At 32.9% G+C, this 18312-nt stretch carries 12 protein-coding genes; 3 read left to right on the top strand and 9 right to left on the bottom strand.

The window, feature by feature from the left end:
- Positions 1–2 precede the first annotated feature (2 nt).
- The 4 genes from FOF46_RS22105 to hisS all read right to left on the bottom strand — a co-directional run bounded on the left by FOF46_RS22105 (position 3) and on the right by hisS (position 9403).
- Complete coding sequence (locus tag FOF46_RS22105; RefSeq protein WP_235011001.1) at positions 3–2057, bottom strand: fibronectin type III domain-containing protein; 2055 nt, start codon at positions 2055–2057, stop codon at positions 3–5.
- A gap of 77 nt (positions 2058–2134) precedes the next feature.
- The gene (locus FOF46_RS22110; RefSeq protein ID WP_143917955.1) at positions 2135–6919 is read right to left on the bottom strand and encodes a hypothetical protein; all 4785 of its coding nucleotides are present in this window, start codon (positions 6917–6919) and stop codon (positions 2135–2137) included.
- Positions 6920–7445: 526 nt separating this feature from the next.
- On the bottom strand, positions 7446–7952 hold the full coding sequence (locus FOF46_RS22115; protein ID WP_109437779.1) for a hypothetical protein: 507 nt from the start codon (positions 7950–7952) through the stop codon (positions 7446–7448).
- Between the two features lie 80 nt (positions 7953–8032).
- The gene (gene hisS, locus FOF46_RS22120) at positions 8033–9403 is read right to left on the bottom strand and encodes a histidine--tRNA ligase (protein ID WP_109437780.1); all 1371 of its coding nucleotides are present in this window, start codon (positions 9401–9403) and stop codon (positions 8033–8035) included.
- A gap of 226 nt (positions 9404–9629) precedes the next feature.
- Here hisS and FOF46_RS22125 point away from each other — a divergent pair, with 226 nt between their 5' ends.
- A complete protein-coding gene (locus tag FOF46_RS22125) occupies positions 9630–10865 on the top strand; it encodes an ABC transporter permease (RefSeq protein WP_143917956.1) in 1236 nt (411 codons plus the stop codon).
- Between the two features lie 30 nt (positions 10866–10895).
- Here FOF46_RS22125 and FOF46_RS22130 read toward each other — a convergent pair whose 3' ends face one another.
- The gene (locus FOF46_RS22130) at positions 10896–11375 is read right to left on the bottom strand and encodes a DUF6495 family protein (protein ID WP_109437782.1); all 480 of its coding nucleotides are present in this window, start codon (positions 11373–11375) and stop codon (positions 10896–10898) included.
- A 201-nt stretch (positions 11376–11576) separates the two neighbouring features.
- On the opposite strand from FOF46_RS22130, the gene FOF46_RS22135 reads away from it, so the two are divergent.
- The gene (locus tag FOF46_RS22135; protein ID WP_333968577.1) at positions 11577–12830 is read left to right on the top strand and encodes a M20/M25/M40 family metallo-hydrolase; all 1254 of its coding nucleotides are present in this window, start codon (positions 11577–11579) and stop codon (positions 12828–12830) included.
- Positions 12831–12906: 76 nt separating this feature from the next.
- On the opposite strand, the gene FOF46_RS22140 is transcribed toward FOF46_RS22135, so the two are convergent.
- The 4 genes from FOF46_RS22140 to rpsF form a co-directional block, all read right to left on the bottom strand.
- Positions 12907–16128, bottom strand: a complete 3222-nt coding sequence (locus FOF46_RS22140) for a TonB-dependent receptor (protein ID WP_143917958.1) — start codon at positions 16126–16128, stop codon at positions 12907–12909.
- Between the two features lie 103 nt (positions 16129–16231).
- Entirely contained in the window at positions 16232–16684 is a 453-nt protein-coding gene (gene rplI / locus FOF46_RS22145) for a 50S ribosomal protein L9 (protein WP_109437785.1), read from the bottom strand.
- 18 nt (positions 16685–16702) lie between these two features.
- On the bottom strand, positions 16703–17002 hold the full coding sequence (rpsR, locus tag FOF46_RS22150) for a 30S ribosomal protein S18 (protein ID WP_189457518.1): 300 nt from the start codon (positions 17000–17002) through the stop codon (positions 16703–16705).
- Positions 17002–17340 (bottom strand): 30S ribosomal protein S6, encoded by a 339-nt coding sequence (gene rpsF / locus FOF46_RS22155; protein WP_062059209.1) that lies wholly within the window; start codon positions 17338–17340, stop codon positions 17002–17004. Before rpsF ends, rpsR begins: the two co-directional genes overlap by 1 nt.
- A gap of 214 nt (positions 17341–17554) precedes the next feature.
- On the opposite strand from rpsF, the gene FOF46_RS22160 reads away from it, so the two are divergent.
- Positions 17555–18265: a LytR/AlgR family response regulator transcription factor gene (locus FOF46_RS22160; RefSeq protein WP_143917959.1), complete on the top strand. Its 711-nt coding sequence runs from the start codon at positions 17555–17557 to the stop codon at positions 18263–18265.
- The last annotated feature ends 47 nt before the right edge of the window (positions 18266–18312 follow it).

An 18312-nucleotide genomic window follows, 5' to 3' on the forward strand; every position in this document is an offset into this window, starting at 1 on the left:
TTCTAGAAAATTACTTCTTTTGTTTTCATTTTAGAATGATTTCCTTGTTTTGTAATTACCTTAAGGCTATACACATAGGTATTACCAGGAGATATCGAATTATCTATAACTTTATTTGTTGAATTCGGCATCTGTTTAAACAAAATAGGTTTCTCATCCTTTTTTGACTTATATATCGTAATTTCAAGGACATCCTCAGGCAACTTTCTCCAAGAAATTGAAATATTTTTATTTACTCTATCCGCAACCAATGAAAAACCTTTTATTAAATCTTCATCTGTAGAGGTCTGACTTGTTATCGTTATTGGTGTTGATGGAACGGATTGCAAACCGCTATCATCTTCAGCAAAAATCGCATATCGATATTTAATTCCTGATTCTATATTACTATCAATATATTGGGTTATCGTGTCTGTTTCAAAAATTGGAAGCCAACCTTTTTCTGATTGATCCATACGTTGTCTAAAAAGCTTATGAGCTACAACATCATCACTTGTACTATTTATCCATTTTAAATATATGCCTTTAGGATCAACTTTATACCCCTTAAAAACTGGTGATGAAGGAGGAACTACATCCGGTTTTTTCAAACGCAATTTTTCAGAATAGTCAGACATATTAAATCGCTTATCCACAGCAACTATTTGATAAAACACACTACTATTCAATGACTTAACCTGTACCGTATCTATAAACGTAGTTCTATTTATTGGATCAATTGTAATTTGAGAAAGTTCTTCTTTATCCAAATTTCCTCTAAACACCCTATACCCTAACATATCCTTTTCTAGATTTGCTTCCCATTGTAATTTCACCAAACCCAATGTATCTACGGTACCTAATAGACCTATTGGTGCGGCGGGTGGTATTGAATCAATAGTTTGCACAAATGCTGTTAGTGATGTTGTCTTTTGGTTGTTTTTCCCCAGAGCAGTAACTCTAAAGTAATTAGAAGGCTCTGGTTCTGCATAGGTTGTTTTTCTACTACTTGCTGGAATTCCTGTTTTAACCACTTTATAAGGCCCTTTTTCCTGTGCAGCCCAATTTAGTTCAAAACCTGTTATTTCATTTTCAGTTTCTTTTGCAAAATCCCAATTTATAATTACACCTCCTTTGTTATCAAATTCATGACGAGATATATGAGGTACAGAAGATAATTTTTTAATTCCCTGAGCAGAAACTACCTCTGAAGGTGTTCCTTGCTCTCCAAAAGGGGAAACCCCTATTACTCTATAATGAAATGTTTTATTATTTTGAGATAACGTATCTACATAAAACATTCTACGCGCAGGAGCGCCTGGTTTATCATTTAAATTCACTAATGGCGTATCTCCACCTAATCTTTTAAAATCTATTCCATTTTCAGAACGTTCTACAAAATAAGCATTATAGATAGACTTAAACATTGCATACTCCCATGTAAGTAGTATGTTTTTATCATCAGGAACAGCAATTAGATCAATAGGAGCAGGTAAAGGTTCTGCTTCTTTAATTTTTATAGTTACTATACCTGGTTCTATCTTCATTAATTCTTCTGGAACTAAAGAAATTACCTTATATAAATATTCTTCATTATTTTTAATATCCACATCTTCATAACCAAGAGCTGCCATTTTTGAAGCTTCAAAGTTTAAATCTGCTGCAAATAATGCAAATGAGAATCGTTGCTCTATTTCTCTGGATTTATTGATGATCTGCGCGAGTCCGCCTTGAGTTTCTTCAACTTCAAAAGTTTCTCCATATAAAGCTTGTGCCATAATTGCAGCATAATCATTTTTTTCCACTGCTTCCTTCCATTGTTCAAGTGGCATCGGTATTGCAGTAGCTAAACTCTTTTTTTCTGGAGGATTTAATAAATTTCCATCACGAAGAACAGTATATCTTTCAATTAAATATCCATATTTATTTCCTCTTAACCATGAAGAAGGTGTTGTAGCAGCCCATCTCAATAGAACTTTATCTGTTTGGACTCTGGCAATAACTTTTATTTCATTTTTTTCATTATCCTCTTGACTAAAACCAGTAATGGATATGCCGTATGTAAATAATACGATCACACATTTAAAAATGTATCTAAAATCTATTTTATTGATTATAATCAATTCTATTAATTTATGTTGTTAATTTTATTTCTTTACTGTCTTCCCAAAATTGGGTTTTTATACTTGTAATTGGCAGAAGTTCCTTTTATTCCTCCTGGCAAATTATATTGTAGTTTTATATTGTATTTACCATATAACATAAATTTATACTCCTCTGATATAATACTTAATTCTTGTGAGCCACTTGAGATCAATCCATTTGCATAATCATTAATCACTCGATCTCTAACGTCCAAATAATCAATAAAATATATATCTGGAAGATTGTAACGAAATGGAAAACGTGTAGCCCTCCAATTTAAATCTACGTTATTTTCTAAACTGGTTATATAATTACTTAAAATAGGTAGTGCTCTTTTAGGTGTGTATCCATATTCAGAAGCATCTCTACTAATACTATATCGTGAACCTTGAGTATATTTTTGATAAAGTATAGGATTGATATCTTTTTTGAAATAATCATCTTGTAAATCAGACTCTACTTCTACCAATGCTTTATTATCAGAATAAGAATTACCAAGAAGTTCTACGATATCAAATCCTTCATTGTATTTTATCTGTGATGTTAAATAAATTACAACAGAGTTTATTTTACCCCAATTGTCGTCATTTACTTTTATACTCTTTATTTTATCGGCAAAGGTTTTGTATTGACTTGATTTAAACTCATAAGCCAATCGTTCTATTTCTCCTTCTTTTAAAACATTTTCTGCGTTATTTGTTCTTACTTCTAAAGTATTATCATCTCCATAATCTGTAGTTTCAGAACTTGTTTCATTACTAGAAGAACCTCCAGAAGATTTTGTACTACTTATAATTGACATATTATAACCAAAATCATTTTTTACTTTTGGAAATTTATAACTTACCTTATTATCACTATTACTATAGTTAAAATCTGCTGTAGAAACGTCTCCATTTTCATCTATGTACTTAACAACACTCTCCCATTGACTATTATCAAAAAGGTAATCTTGACCTCTTTGTAATTGAATATATCCATTATTATGTTCATCAGGATAGAATAGTTGCTGATCTACAACAGGATAAGAATATTGAATATTATGCAAAGGAATGTGATCTGGAGCAGTTCCCGTCGTAAAATTTCTTTCTTCTACTTCAATGGCCTTTTGACCATCTTCTAAAATTGTCTGGAACGAACCATTAACTTTTTCCTGAAAACTAACTTCTACAGTAACTTTTAGTTTTGTTGCTGGAGGTAGAATATCATCTGATATAAAAGTAGCACGATCATTCATTTGTCCCCATTCTAATGTCCCTACAATTTCTTTTCCAGACTCATCGGTGACATTAAATTTTTCTAAAATTACCTTGTATACATTATCTCCACTATCTTCGGGAATAACAATAGGTTGATTAATTTTCATTGCAAATGCTGCTTGAGGTGCGGCAAAAACGTCAATATCCCCATCACCTTCTTTTGGAGTTACATCGGTAATCATCTTAATACCACCCATTGGAGCTGTATTCTCTAGTTCACACTCTTTTCCTATGGTTAGTTTAAATCTAAAACTTCCTTTTATTAACCCTCCAAGTAAATTATAATATCCACCGGCATATCCTCTAAACCAAAATGGATTTGGCCCTTTTCCTTGTAATAATACAGCTGCTCCTCCTTTTATAATCGGGATCTTTTTCTTTATAAAAAATAACTTAATATTTATACCCAATTCTCCTTGCAGGTAGGCATAGGACTGTCCATTAGCATACCATCCATTAATACCAACCTCATCTCCTGTATTTACACATCGAGCATCTCCATAATCCTTGAGCATAATATCAAAACCTACTCCTGCTTGAAAACGTGCATACAATATCAAAAACCGGAGATCACCTGTATCGATACTAAAATCAGCACCAAAAGCAAATCCTCGACCTTCTCCCAACGCATTTTCATCACGCATATAATTCAATTCTTCGGCATCTACTCCTAATATTTCTGCGACAATTGCAGGTGGTGGCGGACTACCTGGGATACGATCTCCCATCATAAAATATCCTCCTGTCTCAATAGAAAAACTACCTACTCCCATCTTGAGACCTAGTCGATCTGTCGGTGTACCCATATGTACATACCATTCTTCTTTAGATATATGTACTACACCCCAACCAGCACGTCCACCAGAAGCCCTTCCTTGTACAATACCTCCAGCTACGTTTACATATAGATCAAAAGTTGCATGGAATGAATCATTAACAAAATCAAACTCCATTCCCATTTTTGCACTAATTGCCGCTTCTCCAACTATTTCTGGTTCATATTCTAAATCGGCCTTATCCAAAAATGTTTTACCTGCTTTACTATCCATCACTCCATTGATCAACTCACTATCGACCATTCCACTTAGCCTATCTGTAAGCTTACCTACAGGATTAGGGAAATCAAATGCTTTCATCAGTTGAGCTTCTCCAAATAATCCTAACCTATTTACTCCTCCGTTATTGTTAAATTCTATTTCGAAACCAGCCCCTACTGCTATTGCACTTTCATCTCCTATAGCGGCAAAAACCATTGCTTTTACACCAAGACTCGAATTTTCACTAGGAACATACGAAAGTCCAGAAGGTGAAAAGTCTGGTCCCGCATTTGGTCTTCTTGTCATTTTATAAAATGCTCCTCCGGCAAATCCTGATATTTGTAATGGCCCAACTTGTATCTTTAACCCTCTTACTGCTGCATCAACATACCAATATCTAAATTCATTCTTCCCAAAAATTGCTTTACAGGTAATAGGGCCAAAACTACCAAATGTACCTTCTATTTCTGCAGAAAAACCATCTCCATATACAGGGTCATTATTCATAAGTTCCAATCCACCTTTTAGCTGAATTGCACCCATATTTGCTTCGATATTGATCCTGGATAGATCTAACCGATCATATTTCCATCGTTGCTTATAATTTTCTTCCTCAAATTTACCGAAGATTCCTAAGCGTGCATCTGCAGCAAAACCTTTACTTTCTTTACCCATGAGGTTAAGCATGAGATCAAACTCAATCCCCGCTTCATACTCATTAGACATAAAAGCGATATTGGCAATAGAAACCGGAAAATTAGCAAGCTTCACCTCATCCTTATAACCAAAATAATCGACTTGAATAACGGGAGATGTGGTTTGTAATACCAAATTTTGAAACTCTATTCCTTTAAACTGAACCGTATGTTTTTCCTTTTTATCCCCTTCACCAGTTGTATATGTACTCCCTTCATTAGCCAAAGATTCTTTCTGACTAGCAGAAATGGCCATACGACCATTAAGAACAGCTTTAGGACGGAAGTTTCCATCAATTACCATTAGTTCTACCGATGAGTTAGGTAATAATTCTGCTTTTGCTTTAAATACATCAAAACTTAAGGTATCCAAAGTAGAAACTACTAATCCATATTCATTTTCAGAAATGATACCAGCATAACCTAGTCCCATTCTACCATCTTCACCTTCTGCTGTTGTTCCATTTTTATCCCCTTTATCAGAAATAGGAAGTAATATTCGTCCATTAAAATCGGCACCAATCAATCGGTTTGATGCCAATTCAATACCTATCTTATCTACAGAATATGCCCAAGATTTGGATTCTGAAGTTCTACCTGATTTTATTGGAATTATATTTTCTGCAGAGAAATACCCTGAAACACCATAACTATCAATTAATAGATTAGCCGCTTCAAAAGTTATTCTATTTTTTTGTGATATACTTTCTTCTGTTTTGAATTCTTGTGGGAGACCTACTTTTAATGATTGTACATACACTCCTCTCCAAGTATCGGGGTTGGGTAGTAATAACCCTTCATCATAATAATGCTGAGGGAAATTAACATTTTCTGTTCTTAAATCACTAAAATCAAATACTGCTTGATTTACAGAAAACATAAATTTATCAGGTTGACTAGCCATAACAAATGGAGATAGACTAATCTCGACAATCATATCATTCCAGTCTGAAGCAACTGCTTTAAAAGCTCCTCTAACTCTATTAGGTATTTGTATTGGTTCTCTAAGCGCACCTTGGTAAGAAACTGTTTCTGGTAAAGGTTTTCCTGCGACATCTACTGGTAAAATCATATTACGAGAGAATTGCACCTCTCCTTCTATCCCCATTTCTTTAACACCATCACAATCTATAGTAACATAGGTTCTGTTTTGAGTATCTCCAGTTTTATAATCAAATCCTCCTTTGAGGATAAGTAACCAGTTACCTCCATTAAAAGGTATAAATATATCTCCAAGTAAGACAAGATTAGCTTCTCCAATAATCCCTCCTTGATGAGATAACTTAACATTGTTTGCTCCAAAAAAGAGTTCTATTGGCAACCCTTCTTCATCTGATTGAGGTAAAATAATTTTTACAAAAACAGTAAGTTCTGTATACTCTTTGGTAAATCTTGCTTTAGTAAACCCTAATTGATATTCGACTTCATTAAGTTTATGCTTAATTCCTACTGGTAATACCTGAATATCTTCATTTCGAAAAGAAGAAATCCATCTACCCGTGCTATCAATCTCATTAAATCCTTTTTCAGCTTCTGATCTAGAATCGTTAACACTAGTAACCGGAGCTCGAAATTCATTTTTGAGATTAGCAAAAGTAAACTCTGGCAAAGTAATTTTATTAACTAAATTTTCTATTGGGAATTTTTTATCCAACTCTGGAAATTGGACAAATTGTGCTGTCTTTTGTTCACTTGTAGGATGAGTATTCTTTTTTAAGGATAAAGAATCTTTTTCGTTTGAATAAAGGTTAAAAGAGTTTAAACTAACAAAACATATAACAAGTAGTAATAATTTTATTTTCATAAAACAATGTTAAGATTCAGGATTGCAATAATACGAAAAATATGCAACCTTAACAACTGAAAACCAATCAACATAACACATAAAAGACTAGTTTTCTAGTAAGGTTTTCATTAAAAAAAAGTGTATTTTCGACACCTATTCAAGTACGATAATAGTACATAAAAAACAAAGAAAAGTTCTGGATATATAACATGTTTAAGATACAGAACTTATTTTTTGTTAAAATCTACCGTTAATTCTTAAATATTTCATATCTAAGATTTATCTTCATTATCAAAGCTTGTTTGATTTAATATTGCTAAAGTAGACCATATAAGGATTAACCAGAAGATGAAACATAAATATGATTTATCTGAATCAATATTCGATAATATTTGCTTTTTATTCGCAAATAAAGAATTAGAGTACATTTCAAAAAAGTCAAACCCTCCAAAAACCTCATAAACAATAACTTTAAAAACTTTAGTCAATAAAAAAACCATCTTAACAGAGTCAAGATGGCTTATGATTAAAACTACTGTAGCTTTTACATTTTAGCAGACAATGCATTTAATTGTTTGGATTTTGCTTGCATGTACTTACTTATATTTTCTATTTCTTCACCAGAAAGTTGTGTCATTAAACTATTATACTGTTTGGTAAGATCACTACTCGCTTCATTTAACTTTAAAAAAGACTCCATATCATGTGCTTCTACCGCTTTTTTATAGTTTGCTACATATTTTTCATAGTCTTTAATATATTTTTTTGCAGCAGAATTTTTGGTATAACCAGATGTACCTGGAATAGGGATTAACTTGTTCGTTTTTTCAAAATCCTTTTTTCCATCTAAGTCCGATTTCTTTTTCTTATTAGGTTTTTTCTTTTTTTTAACTTCGGGTTCTTTTTCCTTATCAACCTCTTCAACAAAATCAGATGTATCTCCTCTGGCAACTTCTACTGTATCCAAAGTATCCGATTTAGGATCTTTTTTACAGGAAAACGCAGATAGTAGTACTGCACTAAGAAAAATAGTTAAAATGGTTTTTTTCATAATTTCAATTTTAGGACTATCAATGGTTAAAGTATTTTTTATATAGGTACTTTCTATTATAATTTTAAGATACTAATTTTTTATTGCAAAAGTAATTTTAATTCTTCAAAATTCACCTCTTCTTGGGTTCCAGACTCCATATTTTTAACAGTAAATGTTTTAGTATTCATTTCAGAAGTCCCTGCCAGCACTACAAAAGGTATTGTCCTTTTGTTAGCATACCCCATTTGCTTTTTCATTTTTGCACTATCTGGATATAATTCGGCAACAATACCATCAGCTCTTAATTTATTTACAGCACTCAAACAGTATAATGCTTCAACTTCACCAAAATTTATAAAAAGTGCTCGTGTTGATGGTGCGACCGTTTCTGGAAATAGTTGTAATTCTTCCAGAACCAAATAAATTCTATCGAGACCAAAAGAAATTCCAACACCACTCATATCCTTTAATCCAAAAATACCCGTAAGGTCATCATATCTTCCTCCTCCTCCTATCGATCCCATTTTTACAGTATCAGGCGCAGACACTTCAAAAATAGCACCTGTATAATAATTTAATCCTCTTGCTAACGTAACATCCAAGTCTAATATTGCAGTTTTTAAAGGAATTTTATTAATCGCGTCAACAATAAACTGTAATTCTTCTACTCCCTGCATCCCTTCTTGAGAAGAAGCTAGCATATTTCTCAATTTTTCTATCTTCTCTGATGTCGTTCCGGTAAACTGAAATAAAGGTTTTACCTTTTCAATTGCATCTTCAGAGATTCCTTTACCAAGCATTTCTTTCTTTACACCATCTTCGCCAATTTTATCCAACTTATCCAATGCTACTGTGAAATCGATTAACTTATCACTAGCACCAATAACTTCTGCAATACCAGAAAGAATTTTTCGATTATTAAGTTTAATAGTAACTCCCTTAAGGTTTAATTTGGTAAAAACTGCATCATACAAGGTTATAAAATCAACCTCTTGCAATAACGATTTACTTCCTACTACATCTGCATCACATTGATAAAATTCTCTAAACCTTCCTTTTTGAGGTCTATCTGCTCGCCAAACCGGTTGAATTTGAAATCTTTTGAATGGAAAATCAATTTCATTTTGATGTTGTACCACATATCTTGCAAAAGGGACAGTTAGATCGTAGCGAAGCGCTTTTTCACTAATCTTAGAAGTCATTCTAAAACTATCTTTTGCTTCATATATAACATCATCTACTTTATTTAAATAATCACCACTATTCAATATCTTAAAAATCAATCGATCACCTTCTTCTCCATATTTCCCCATCAAAGTTTCACTATTCTCAAAACTTGGTGTTTCTATAGGCTGAAAACCAAATAATTTAAATTGATCTTTGATTGTATTTATAATAAAGTTTCTCTTAGCCACCTCTATAGGTGAAAAATCCCTGGTTCCCTTTGGTATTGACGGTTTTTGTGCCATTATACTTGTTTATGATCTATAATAAATAGAAGGCAGCACACTGATAATCAGAAACAAACATACCTCAATGCATGTATCTTATTTACCACTACCACCTATCGAAGCTGCAAATATCTAAAAAAAGTATAAAGCCCATCACTAATACTCTCAAAAAAATCTAGTTTTTTTGAGTAACTTTAATCATGTTTTGTAGTCTTATAGCAAGAACACACTTTTAAAAACTATTATGTTTTCACTTTTTAGAGAAAATATCAGAATTGCAATGGATTCTATAAAAGGTCAAGTTTTACGAACTGTCCTCACCATACTCATCATTGCAATTGGGATAACATCATTGGTAGGAATACTTACATTAGTTGGAGCCTTAGAAAATACTATTTCTGGAGATTTTGCCTCTATGGGAGCAAATACATTTAATCTTCAGCGTTATGAATTCAATACCCGAAACAATAGAGATAGAGAAAAAATCAATCCGATTATCAGTTATCGCAATGTAAAGGAATTTAAAGATAGGTTCAGCTATCCTTTTTCAAAAACCTCTATTCATTTTACAGGCACTCGTAATGCAGAAGTAAAGTATGAAAATGAAAAAACAGATCCTGAGGTTTCTGTAGTGGGTATTAACGAAAATTATCTTGAAAATACCGGAACCGAAATTGACAATGGACGAAATTTTACTTTTTTTGATGTTGAAAACAATAACCATGTATGTTTAATTGGGTCCGACTTTAAAAAAAACTTATTCAAGAATATTAATCCGATTGGTAAAACGATTAGTATTCGAGGTGTAAAATTTAAAGTTATTGGTCTTCTTGAAAGCAAAGGAGCTACTTTTAGAAACAATCAAGATTTACGAGTTCTTATTCCTTTGCAAATAGCAAGATCCATATTTACACTTCCTAATATTAATTACGGAATCAGTGTAAAAGTAGATGACAAGCAATTTATTGAAGGCGCTCAGGATGAAGCTATTATTACTTTTAGAAACATTCGAGGTCTTAACCCTGTTGAAGAAAACAATTTTGGTCTAGAACGCAGTGATGACCTCCTTAATCGTATTGCAAGCATTACAGTATATCTATATTATGCTGCATGGATAATAAGTATTATTACTATTTTTGGCTCTTCTATTGCCTTAATGAATATCATGCTCGTCTCTGTAACAGAGCGAACACGCGAAATTGGGGTTAGAAAAGCATTAGGCGCTAAAAAACACACTATAGCCGGTCAATTTTTTATGGAAACCATAATCATTGGCCAGATTGGTGGTCTTGTTGGTATTATCTTGGGAATACTTATTGGAGGAGGAATATCATCCTTAGCAAATTTCTCATTTAGCACACCCTGGTTAGCTATTATCGCAGCAACTACAATTTCTTTTATAATTGCTGTAGTATCTGGACTATATCCTGCTGTAAAAGCTGCAAAACAAGATCCTATAGAGTCTTTACGTTATGAATAACACCCCATCTCTAACAGTTGAATCTTAAAATTACTCTCTACCTTGAACTAGTTTAGCAAAGTAATGATACAATTCTCCTTTTGTAATATTTGCTCCTTTTTGTATCAGTTTAAACTTATCAAGGTTTTTATCTTCTGTATACTCTTTGGATGCATTATAAAACACCACTTCGTCATTTAAAAGATTTTGTTGCAACCACTGATACCCTTCTTTTGTAGTGACATCAATTGCATCATTATTAATTTTTATAGCAATAAGAAGCATTTGATCTTCTGTTAACTCAAATAAATGTATTTGATCTTTTGAAAAATGCTCAAGATACTTTGCGTTTTGAAGTGCTTTTTCCCATACCAGATCGCTAAAAACATCGATTTCATCTTCTGCCACCTGAGGTTTATCGATTTTAATCTCATTCCACTCTTCTGCAGTAATAGATTGTGTTGCCAAAAAGTTGATAAACTCTACATGCAGTTCTTCTAACTGCTCTTTACTTAATCGTTGATATTTCATCTATTCTAAAAAAATTGACTGCAAAAATAAGTATAAAAAGATAAAAACTAAATAATAATCCAATCCTTATAACACTCATCCAACCTTTATGTATAAGTAAATCGTAAAGTTCTTATATTTATACATCAACACATAAATATTACATAAAAAATGAACTCATCAAGAGCAATCTCCACCTTTTACACCTGCCTTTTTCTATTCATGTATAATAGTATAAACGCACAAAAATTATCTAAAACTGAAAAGAAGATAATTACCACTATAGAAACAAATCACGAATCTGCTATTAAGTTTTTAGAAAAGGTAGTCAATATTAATAGCGGAACAATGCATCACAAGGGAGTAAAAGAAGTCGGAATGGTCTTTAAAAAAGAATTTGATGACATAGGTTTCAACACCCGTTGGATTGATATGCCAACCAAAGTAAATCGTGCTGGGCATTTATTTGCAGAAACCTCAGGGACCAAAGGAAAGAAACTCTTGCTTATTGGACATTTAGACACCGTGTTTGAAAAAGACAGTCCTTTTCAAGAATACAAAAGAGATGGGGATATTGCTTACGGACCTGGTACAAATGACATGAAAGGCGGAGACGTAGTTGTTTTATATGCCCTAAAAGCTCTTTATGAAAATAAATTATTAAAAGACTCACAAATCATAGTTGCTTTTACGGGAGATGAAGAAAGCACAGGCAAACCTCTAGATATAAGCAGAAAAGATCTAATTGATGCCGCTAAAAAAAGTGATATCGCGCTAGGTTTTGAAACTTCTACAGGCTTCAATTATGCTACTGTAGCTAGAAGAGGGTCTTCTGGATGGGAATTACAAGTTAAAGGCAAAAGAGCACATTCTTCAGGAATATTTAATGAGCGTGTTGGAGCGGGTGCTATTTTCGAAGCGTCAAGAATTTTAAATTCTTTTTATAATGACGTAAGAGGAGAAAAGTTTCTAACTTTTAATCCAGGAGTGATATTAGGAGGAACTGACATAGAGTTTAACAACTCCACAGCAAAAGGAGTCGCTTTTGGAAAAAGTAATGTAGTATCTCAAACTGTTCTTGTAAAAGGAGGGCTTCGATTTATTTCTGAAGAACAAAAAGAAAAGACACGTTCTAAAATGAAAGAAATAGTATCAAAAAACTTACCTCATACAAGTGCTTCGATCTCGTTTAAAGACAGCTATCCTGCAATGCAACCAACTAAGGGTAACATAAAACTACTAACACTCTTAAACGAAGTGAGTAAAGATCTTAACCAAGGTATTGTTGAAGCATATGACCCAGGTAAACGTGGCGCTGCAGACACTTCCTTTGTTGCAGATTATGTAGATTGCTTAGATGGACTAGGTACTATGGGTAGTGGTGCGCACACTCCAAAAGAAACTTTGGACCTAACTACTTTTGAAGCCTTAACTAAACGTACAGCATTATTAATTTATCGATTAATTACCCCATAGATACTAAAGTGGTTTAATTATAAAAAAAGAGGCTCTTAACATAAGGCCTCTTTTTTATAAATCATTTTTATTTTTTTTAGTTAAAGATATACCTCAATCCAACTTGTGCTTGCCATCTTGAATCTAAACTAAAATCATTAGCAAACGTACTGGTTTGTGTAGCATCAAAAGTATATGTAGGAGTACCTGTATTATCTACACTAACTCCAATCGGTTGATCATTAACAGGAATCTCTATCACTCCCCAATCAGAATTTAATAGGTTTCCAAAATTCAAAATATCTAAACTAAACTGAATAGTATTTGTTCGATCACCAACCTTTATATCATAATCCTGAAGCAGTTTTACATCCCAACGTCCTCTCCAAGGACTTAGTATCCCATATTTTTCTGCATAACTTCCTCGACGTTCTCTTAAATATTCGTCTTGTTGAATATAAGCTTCTAATGCAACTCTTTGAGCTTCTCTTTCATTAAAAGAAGTACCGCTAAAATTATAAGTTGCCAAATCATCTTGCGTTGGAATATAGATTAAATCATTTAATGGAGAACCATCTCCATTTATATCTCCAGAATATGTGTATGAGAATCGTCCTCCTTGAGCATATTCATAAAATGCACCAATAGATGTTCTCCATTCTTTGTTTTTACCATAACTAAATGCTTTATTAATCTGGCCAACTATCCTATGTTTATCTCCATAACGAGCAGTAGAACTTACAGCCTGATTTACATTTCCTAATGCCGGGTTTCTATCAAACGCATCACTAGAAATCTCTGCATCCAATGAACTTGCATCTTCTGCTTCTAGGAAATTATAAGCAATACTTGCAAATATTCCGTTACTAAAGTTTTTTTGCAATTTAAACGACCAGTTAAAAGAATACCCTACATTAGTATTTGTAAACACATAAGCATTTGTAGGTCCTCCAAATTCATTAACAGCCCTATCAGATGGCAAATAGATTTGTCTATTATCAACCCCATTTAATGTTCCTGATGGCGTACTAAGACCATAATTTCTAACCATTTGAGCATTCACATCCTCTGTATAAATAAGGTCTGTTGATGCTACAATTCCATTTTTAAACTTGTAATCCAAACCTAAACTATTTCGCCATACCTGTGGAAATCTAAAGTCTGGAGAAGAGGTTGTATAGAAAAAGAAATTAGGATTTGCCACTTGATTCCCTATCCAAACAAAAGGCAAACGACCTGTAAAAATTCCTGTTCCCCCTCGAATTTGAAAAGTTTTATCGCCTTTTACATCATAATTAAACCCAAGTCTTGGAGACACCAATAATCTTCTGGTAGGGAGATCTAAACTATTCAACTGTAAGCTACTTCCATTTTCATCAAAGTAGGTAATTCCTGGTTGATAATTTCCATCTGGGAATGTTCCACCAGCACCTCTTTCTATATTCTCAGCAATTTTATCTTCGGTATCAAAATATAACGGTTGATCTATTCTCAGACCATATGTTAATGTTAGTTTATCATTTATTTTCCATTTATCCTGAGCATAAAAAGCCAATTGTCCTACATTAGTTTCAGCCAAAGCCCAATTATCTGTGGCGTTATTGTTATCAAATACGTTTTGAGCATTTGCCAGAGCTGCTGCTATTGTTCCATTATTTATAGCTTCTTCAAAACTAGACCCTACTGGTAATGCAGGATTAATTCTTACACTTTGAAAAGAATCAAAAAATGTACTAACAGGTCTCTGACCTAAAGCATCATTTCCTCCAAAATCATAAACTCCTAAGTTAAATGAATTATCAAATTCAAAACGCTCAAAAGACCCTCCTAGCGTGATTGTATGATTACCTGTTACTATATTTAAATTATTAGTTACTTGATATACTTTTTGCTCTAATCTATTATTGATTGAAAAAGGTTCGTGACCCGCAACAATATACCGTACTCCATCTTGCTGAATGTTGATTGGTGGAGCTGGAGTAGAAAATGGATCCCTACTATCATCAAAGAAAGTGTAACCAGCCTGGAATTTATTAGAAATATTACCCTTAAAATTAGAGTTTAATTCTACTAGAAATGAAGTAATTTTATTGTTAATTCTATATCCAGAATTTCTAAATTGCAATGTTGTTAAATCTGGTCCCCTACGTCCGATTGCTTCTCTGTTTGCCGGTAAATCTCTTGAAGCATCCAGAAAATTGTAAATAAAAGCTGCACGATGATTATCATTAATATTCCAATCTAGCTTAAGAATCCCTTTAATAGATTCTGTATCGTGCGTATACCCCTCGTATGCACCGGTCTCATATCCTAAAGCACTTAATTGCTGTGACACATAGTCCAAGTCTTCTGCAGATACTCTAGATACATTTGCTCCTGTTAAACCCGGTCTTGATGCCAAAAAATTAGAACCTAAATCCTCTCTGTCATCTTTTTCAAAATTACCAAAAACAAATAATTTATTCTTAATGATAGGACCACCAATACTAGCTCCATATTGAGCTTGTATTAAATCAGGTACAATAATATCATCATCTCCAACTTTATCACCAGTCATATCTTGATTTCTATAAAACCCATATACAGTTCCTTTCCACTGATTAGTTCCACTTTTTGTTACTGCATTTACAGAAGCTCCTGTAAATCCAGCCTGTGTAACATCATATGGCGCTGTAGACACCTGAATCTGATCGATCGCATCTAATGAAATAGGTTGCGCATTAGTCTGCCCACCTGGAGTAGCAGCATCCAATCCAAAAGGGTTATTAAATATAGAACCATCTAAGCTAAAATTGTTAAACTGGTCATTCCTCCCTCCAAAAGAACCATTACTTGAAGCCGTAGGTTCTAATCTATAAAAATCAGCAGCAGAACGCGTAATTGTTGGCAAGGCTTTTAACTCTCTCCTGCCTATACTCGTTTCAGCACCTGTACGTTCACTACTAAAAGTAGTACTCTTTTGTGAAGTAATAACAACTTCTTCTAATTGATTATCATCTTCAACCATCACTACGTCAACATTAAAGGTCTGACCTAGCTGAAGATTAATATTATCTACTAAATGTTTTTTAAACCCAACATAACTAATAGTAACTCGATACGGTCCACCTACTCTAAGGTTAATCAAATCAAAACGGCCATCAAAATTTGTAACTCCGCCATAATTTGTTCCTGTAGGTTGATGAACTGCAGTTACATTTACACCTGGTAACAATTGATTATTATTATCATAAACTACTCCCGAAATATTAGATGTAGTTACCTGAGCATTGATTGTAACCCCTGTTAATACTAAAATAAAAAAGATAATTTGTTTCATGTAGCAAAAACTTTATGTTAATTAAATAAATTTAAAATAAAAAAATCGCTCATAAGAGCGATTTTTATAAATATTATAAAACAGTTATTAACTGTTTTCTACCTTATTTATTTTGAGGCACTACCTCAAAAGAAACAGGAACGATTACTTCTCTATGAAGTCGAACAGAAGCCTCATACTGACCCAAACGTTTGATTGTTCCACCTGGTACAGTAATAAATTTCTTCTCTAATTCTACATCCTGCTTAGCAAATGCTTCTGCAACATCAGCATTAGATACAGAACCGAATAATTTATCTCCAGATCCAACTTTTGCTGCTATTTTGATTTCTAATCCACTAAGTTTCTTACCTACTTTCTCTGCATCTTCAATCTCTTTCTTCTCTTTAAAAGCACGTTGTTTCAATGTTTCAGCAAGTACTTTTTTTGCAGAAGGAGTTGCTAAAAGTGCAAATCCATTAGGGATTAAATAGTTACGACCATAACCATTCTTAACTTCTACTACATCGTCTGCGAATCCTAGATTCTCAACGTCTTTCTTTAATATAAGTTCCATAATATGTTATGACGAATTTTATTTTAATAAATCTCCAACGTATGGCATCAATGCTAAATGTCTTGCTCTTTTAACAGCAACACTTACTTTACGTTGATATTTTAATGAAGTTCCTGTAAGACGACGTGGTAACAATTTACCCTGTTCATTTACAAATGCCATTAAGAAATCAGGATCTTTATAATCAATATATTTTATACCTGATTTTTTGAAACGACAATACTTCTTAGTTTTTGTAGTATCTATATTAAGAGGAGTAAGATACCTGATCTCTCCGTCTTTCTTTCCTTTAGCTTGTTGTTCTATAGATGACATAATTAAGCTTTTTGTTTGTTTCTAGTTCTTCTCTTCTCTGCCCAAGCAATTGCATGCTTATCAAGACGTACGGTAAGGTAACGCATTACTCTTTCATCTCTTCTGTACTCAACTTCTAAAGCGTTTATAGCTTCACCAGGTACTTGGTATTCAAATAAGTGATAAAAACCACTTTTTTTGTGTTGGATTGCATAAGCAAGCTTTTTAAGCCCCCAATCCTCTTTTGATATCATCTTGGCACCATTAGAAACAAGAATGTCTTCGTATTTCTTAACTGTTTCCTTTATCTGATCTTCAGATAAAACGGGATTCAAGATGAAAACAGTTTCGTATTGATTCATAAAAATCTAAGTTTAAATTAAAATTGGCTGCAAAAGTAACACTATTTTTTGAATATTCAAACCCCCTGAGCACATCTGCAAAAATCTTCAATTCGCAACAAATCAATGAAATTCAATTTATCGACAAAAAACACAATTCGTCGATAAAATACTCAATTTAATGGATATTTAGATTATTTTTTACTACTATTGTATTGTCTTAAATCCCAAAACAATGAAACACCCCTTAATACAATGTGCTGTGGTTGATGATTCAACGACGCAACGCTTATCCGTTATTAAACTTATCAAAAAACATCCTAGATTAGAATTGGCTAAAGAATGGAACAACGCCATTGAGGCAAAAAATGGTTTATTAGACACTAAGATAGACGTTTTATTTCTTGATATCGAAATGCCAATCCTTAACGGTTTTGACCTTTTAGATGATTTAGAAAATAAACCCCATATTATTTTTGTTACAGGAAAAACAAAATATGCACATAAAGCATTTGATTATCATGCTTTAGATTTTTTAAAAAAACCTATAAGAAAGGAACGGTTTAACATTGCTATAGAAAAAGTTATAGATACATTCACCATAAAGTCTCAACCCCTTACCCAAGAAAATGATCCGTTTGTTTTTATTAAATGTGGAATAAAAAAATATAAAGTATTTCTAAATCATATTTTATATGTTTCTGCTTTAAAAGATTTTGCCAAAATACATTTAGAAGACAGTAGCCCTCTAGTGGTACTTGGCACTATGACTTCTCTTGAATCATTATTACCATCAAATCATTTTTTCAGAGCACATAGATCATACATAGTCAACCTTGATAAAATAGAACGTTTTAGCGCTCATTATATGGAAATAAATGACGAGAAAATACCAATAAGTCGTATGAAAAAACAAAAATTGAAAGAAGCATTGAATCACTTATAAGAAATCAGTAACCCTACTCAATATAAACAATACACACCATATTCATT

The organism is Aquimarina algiphila, assembly GCF_007489275.1.
In the GTDB taxonomy this organism is placed as follows: Bacteria; Bacteroidota; Bacteroidia; order Flavobacteriales; family Flavobacteriaceae; genus Aquimarina; species Aquimarina algiphila.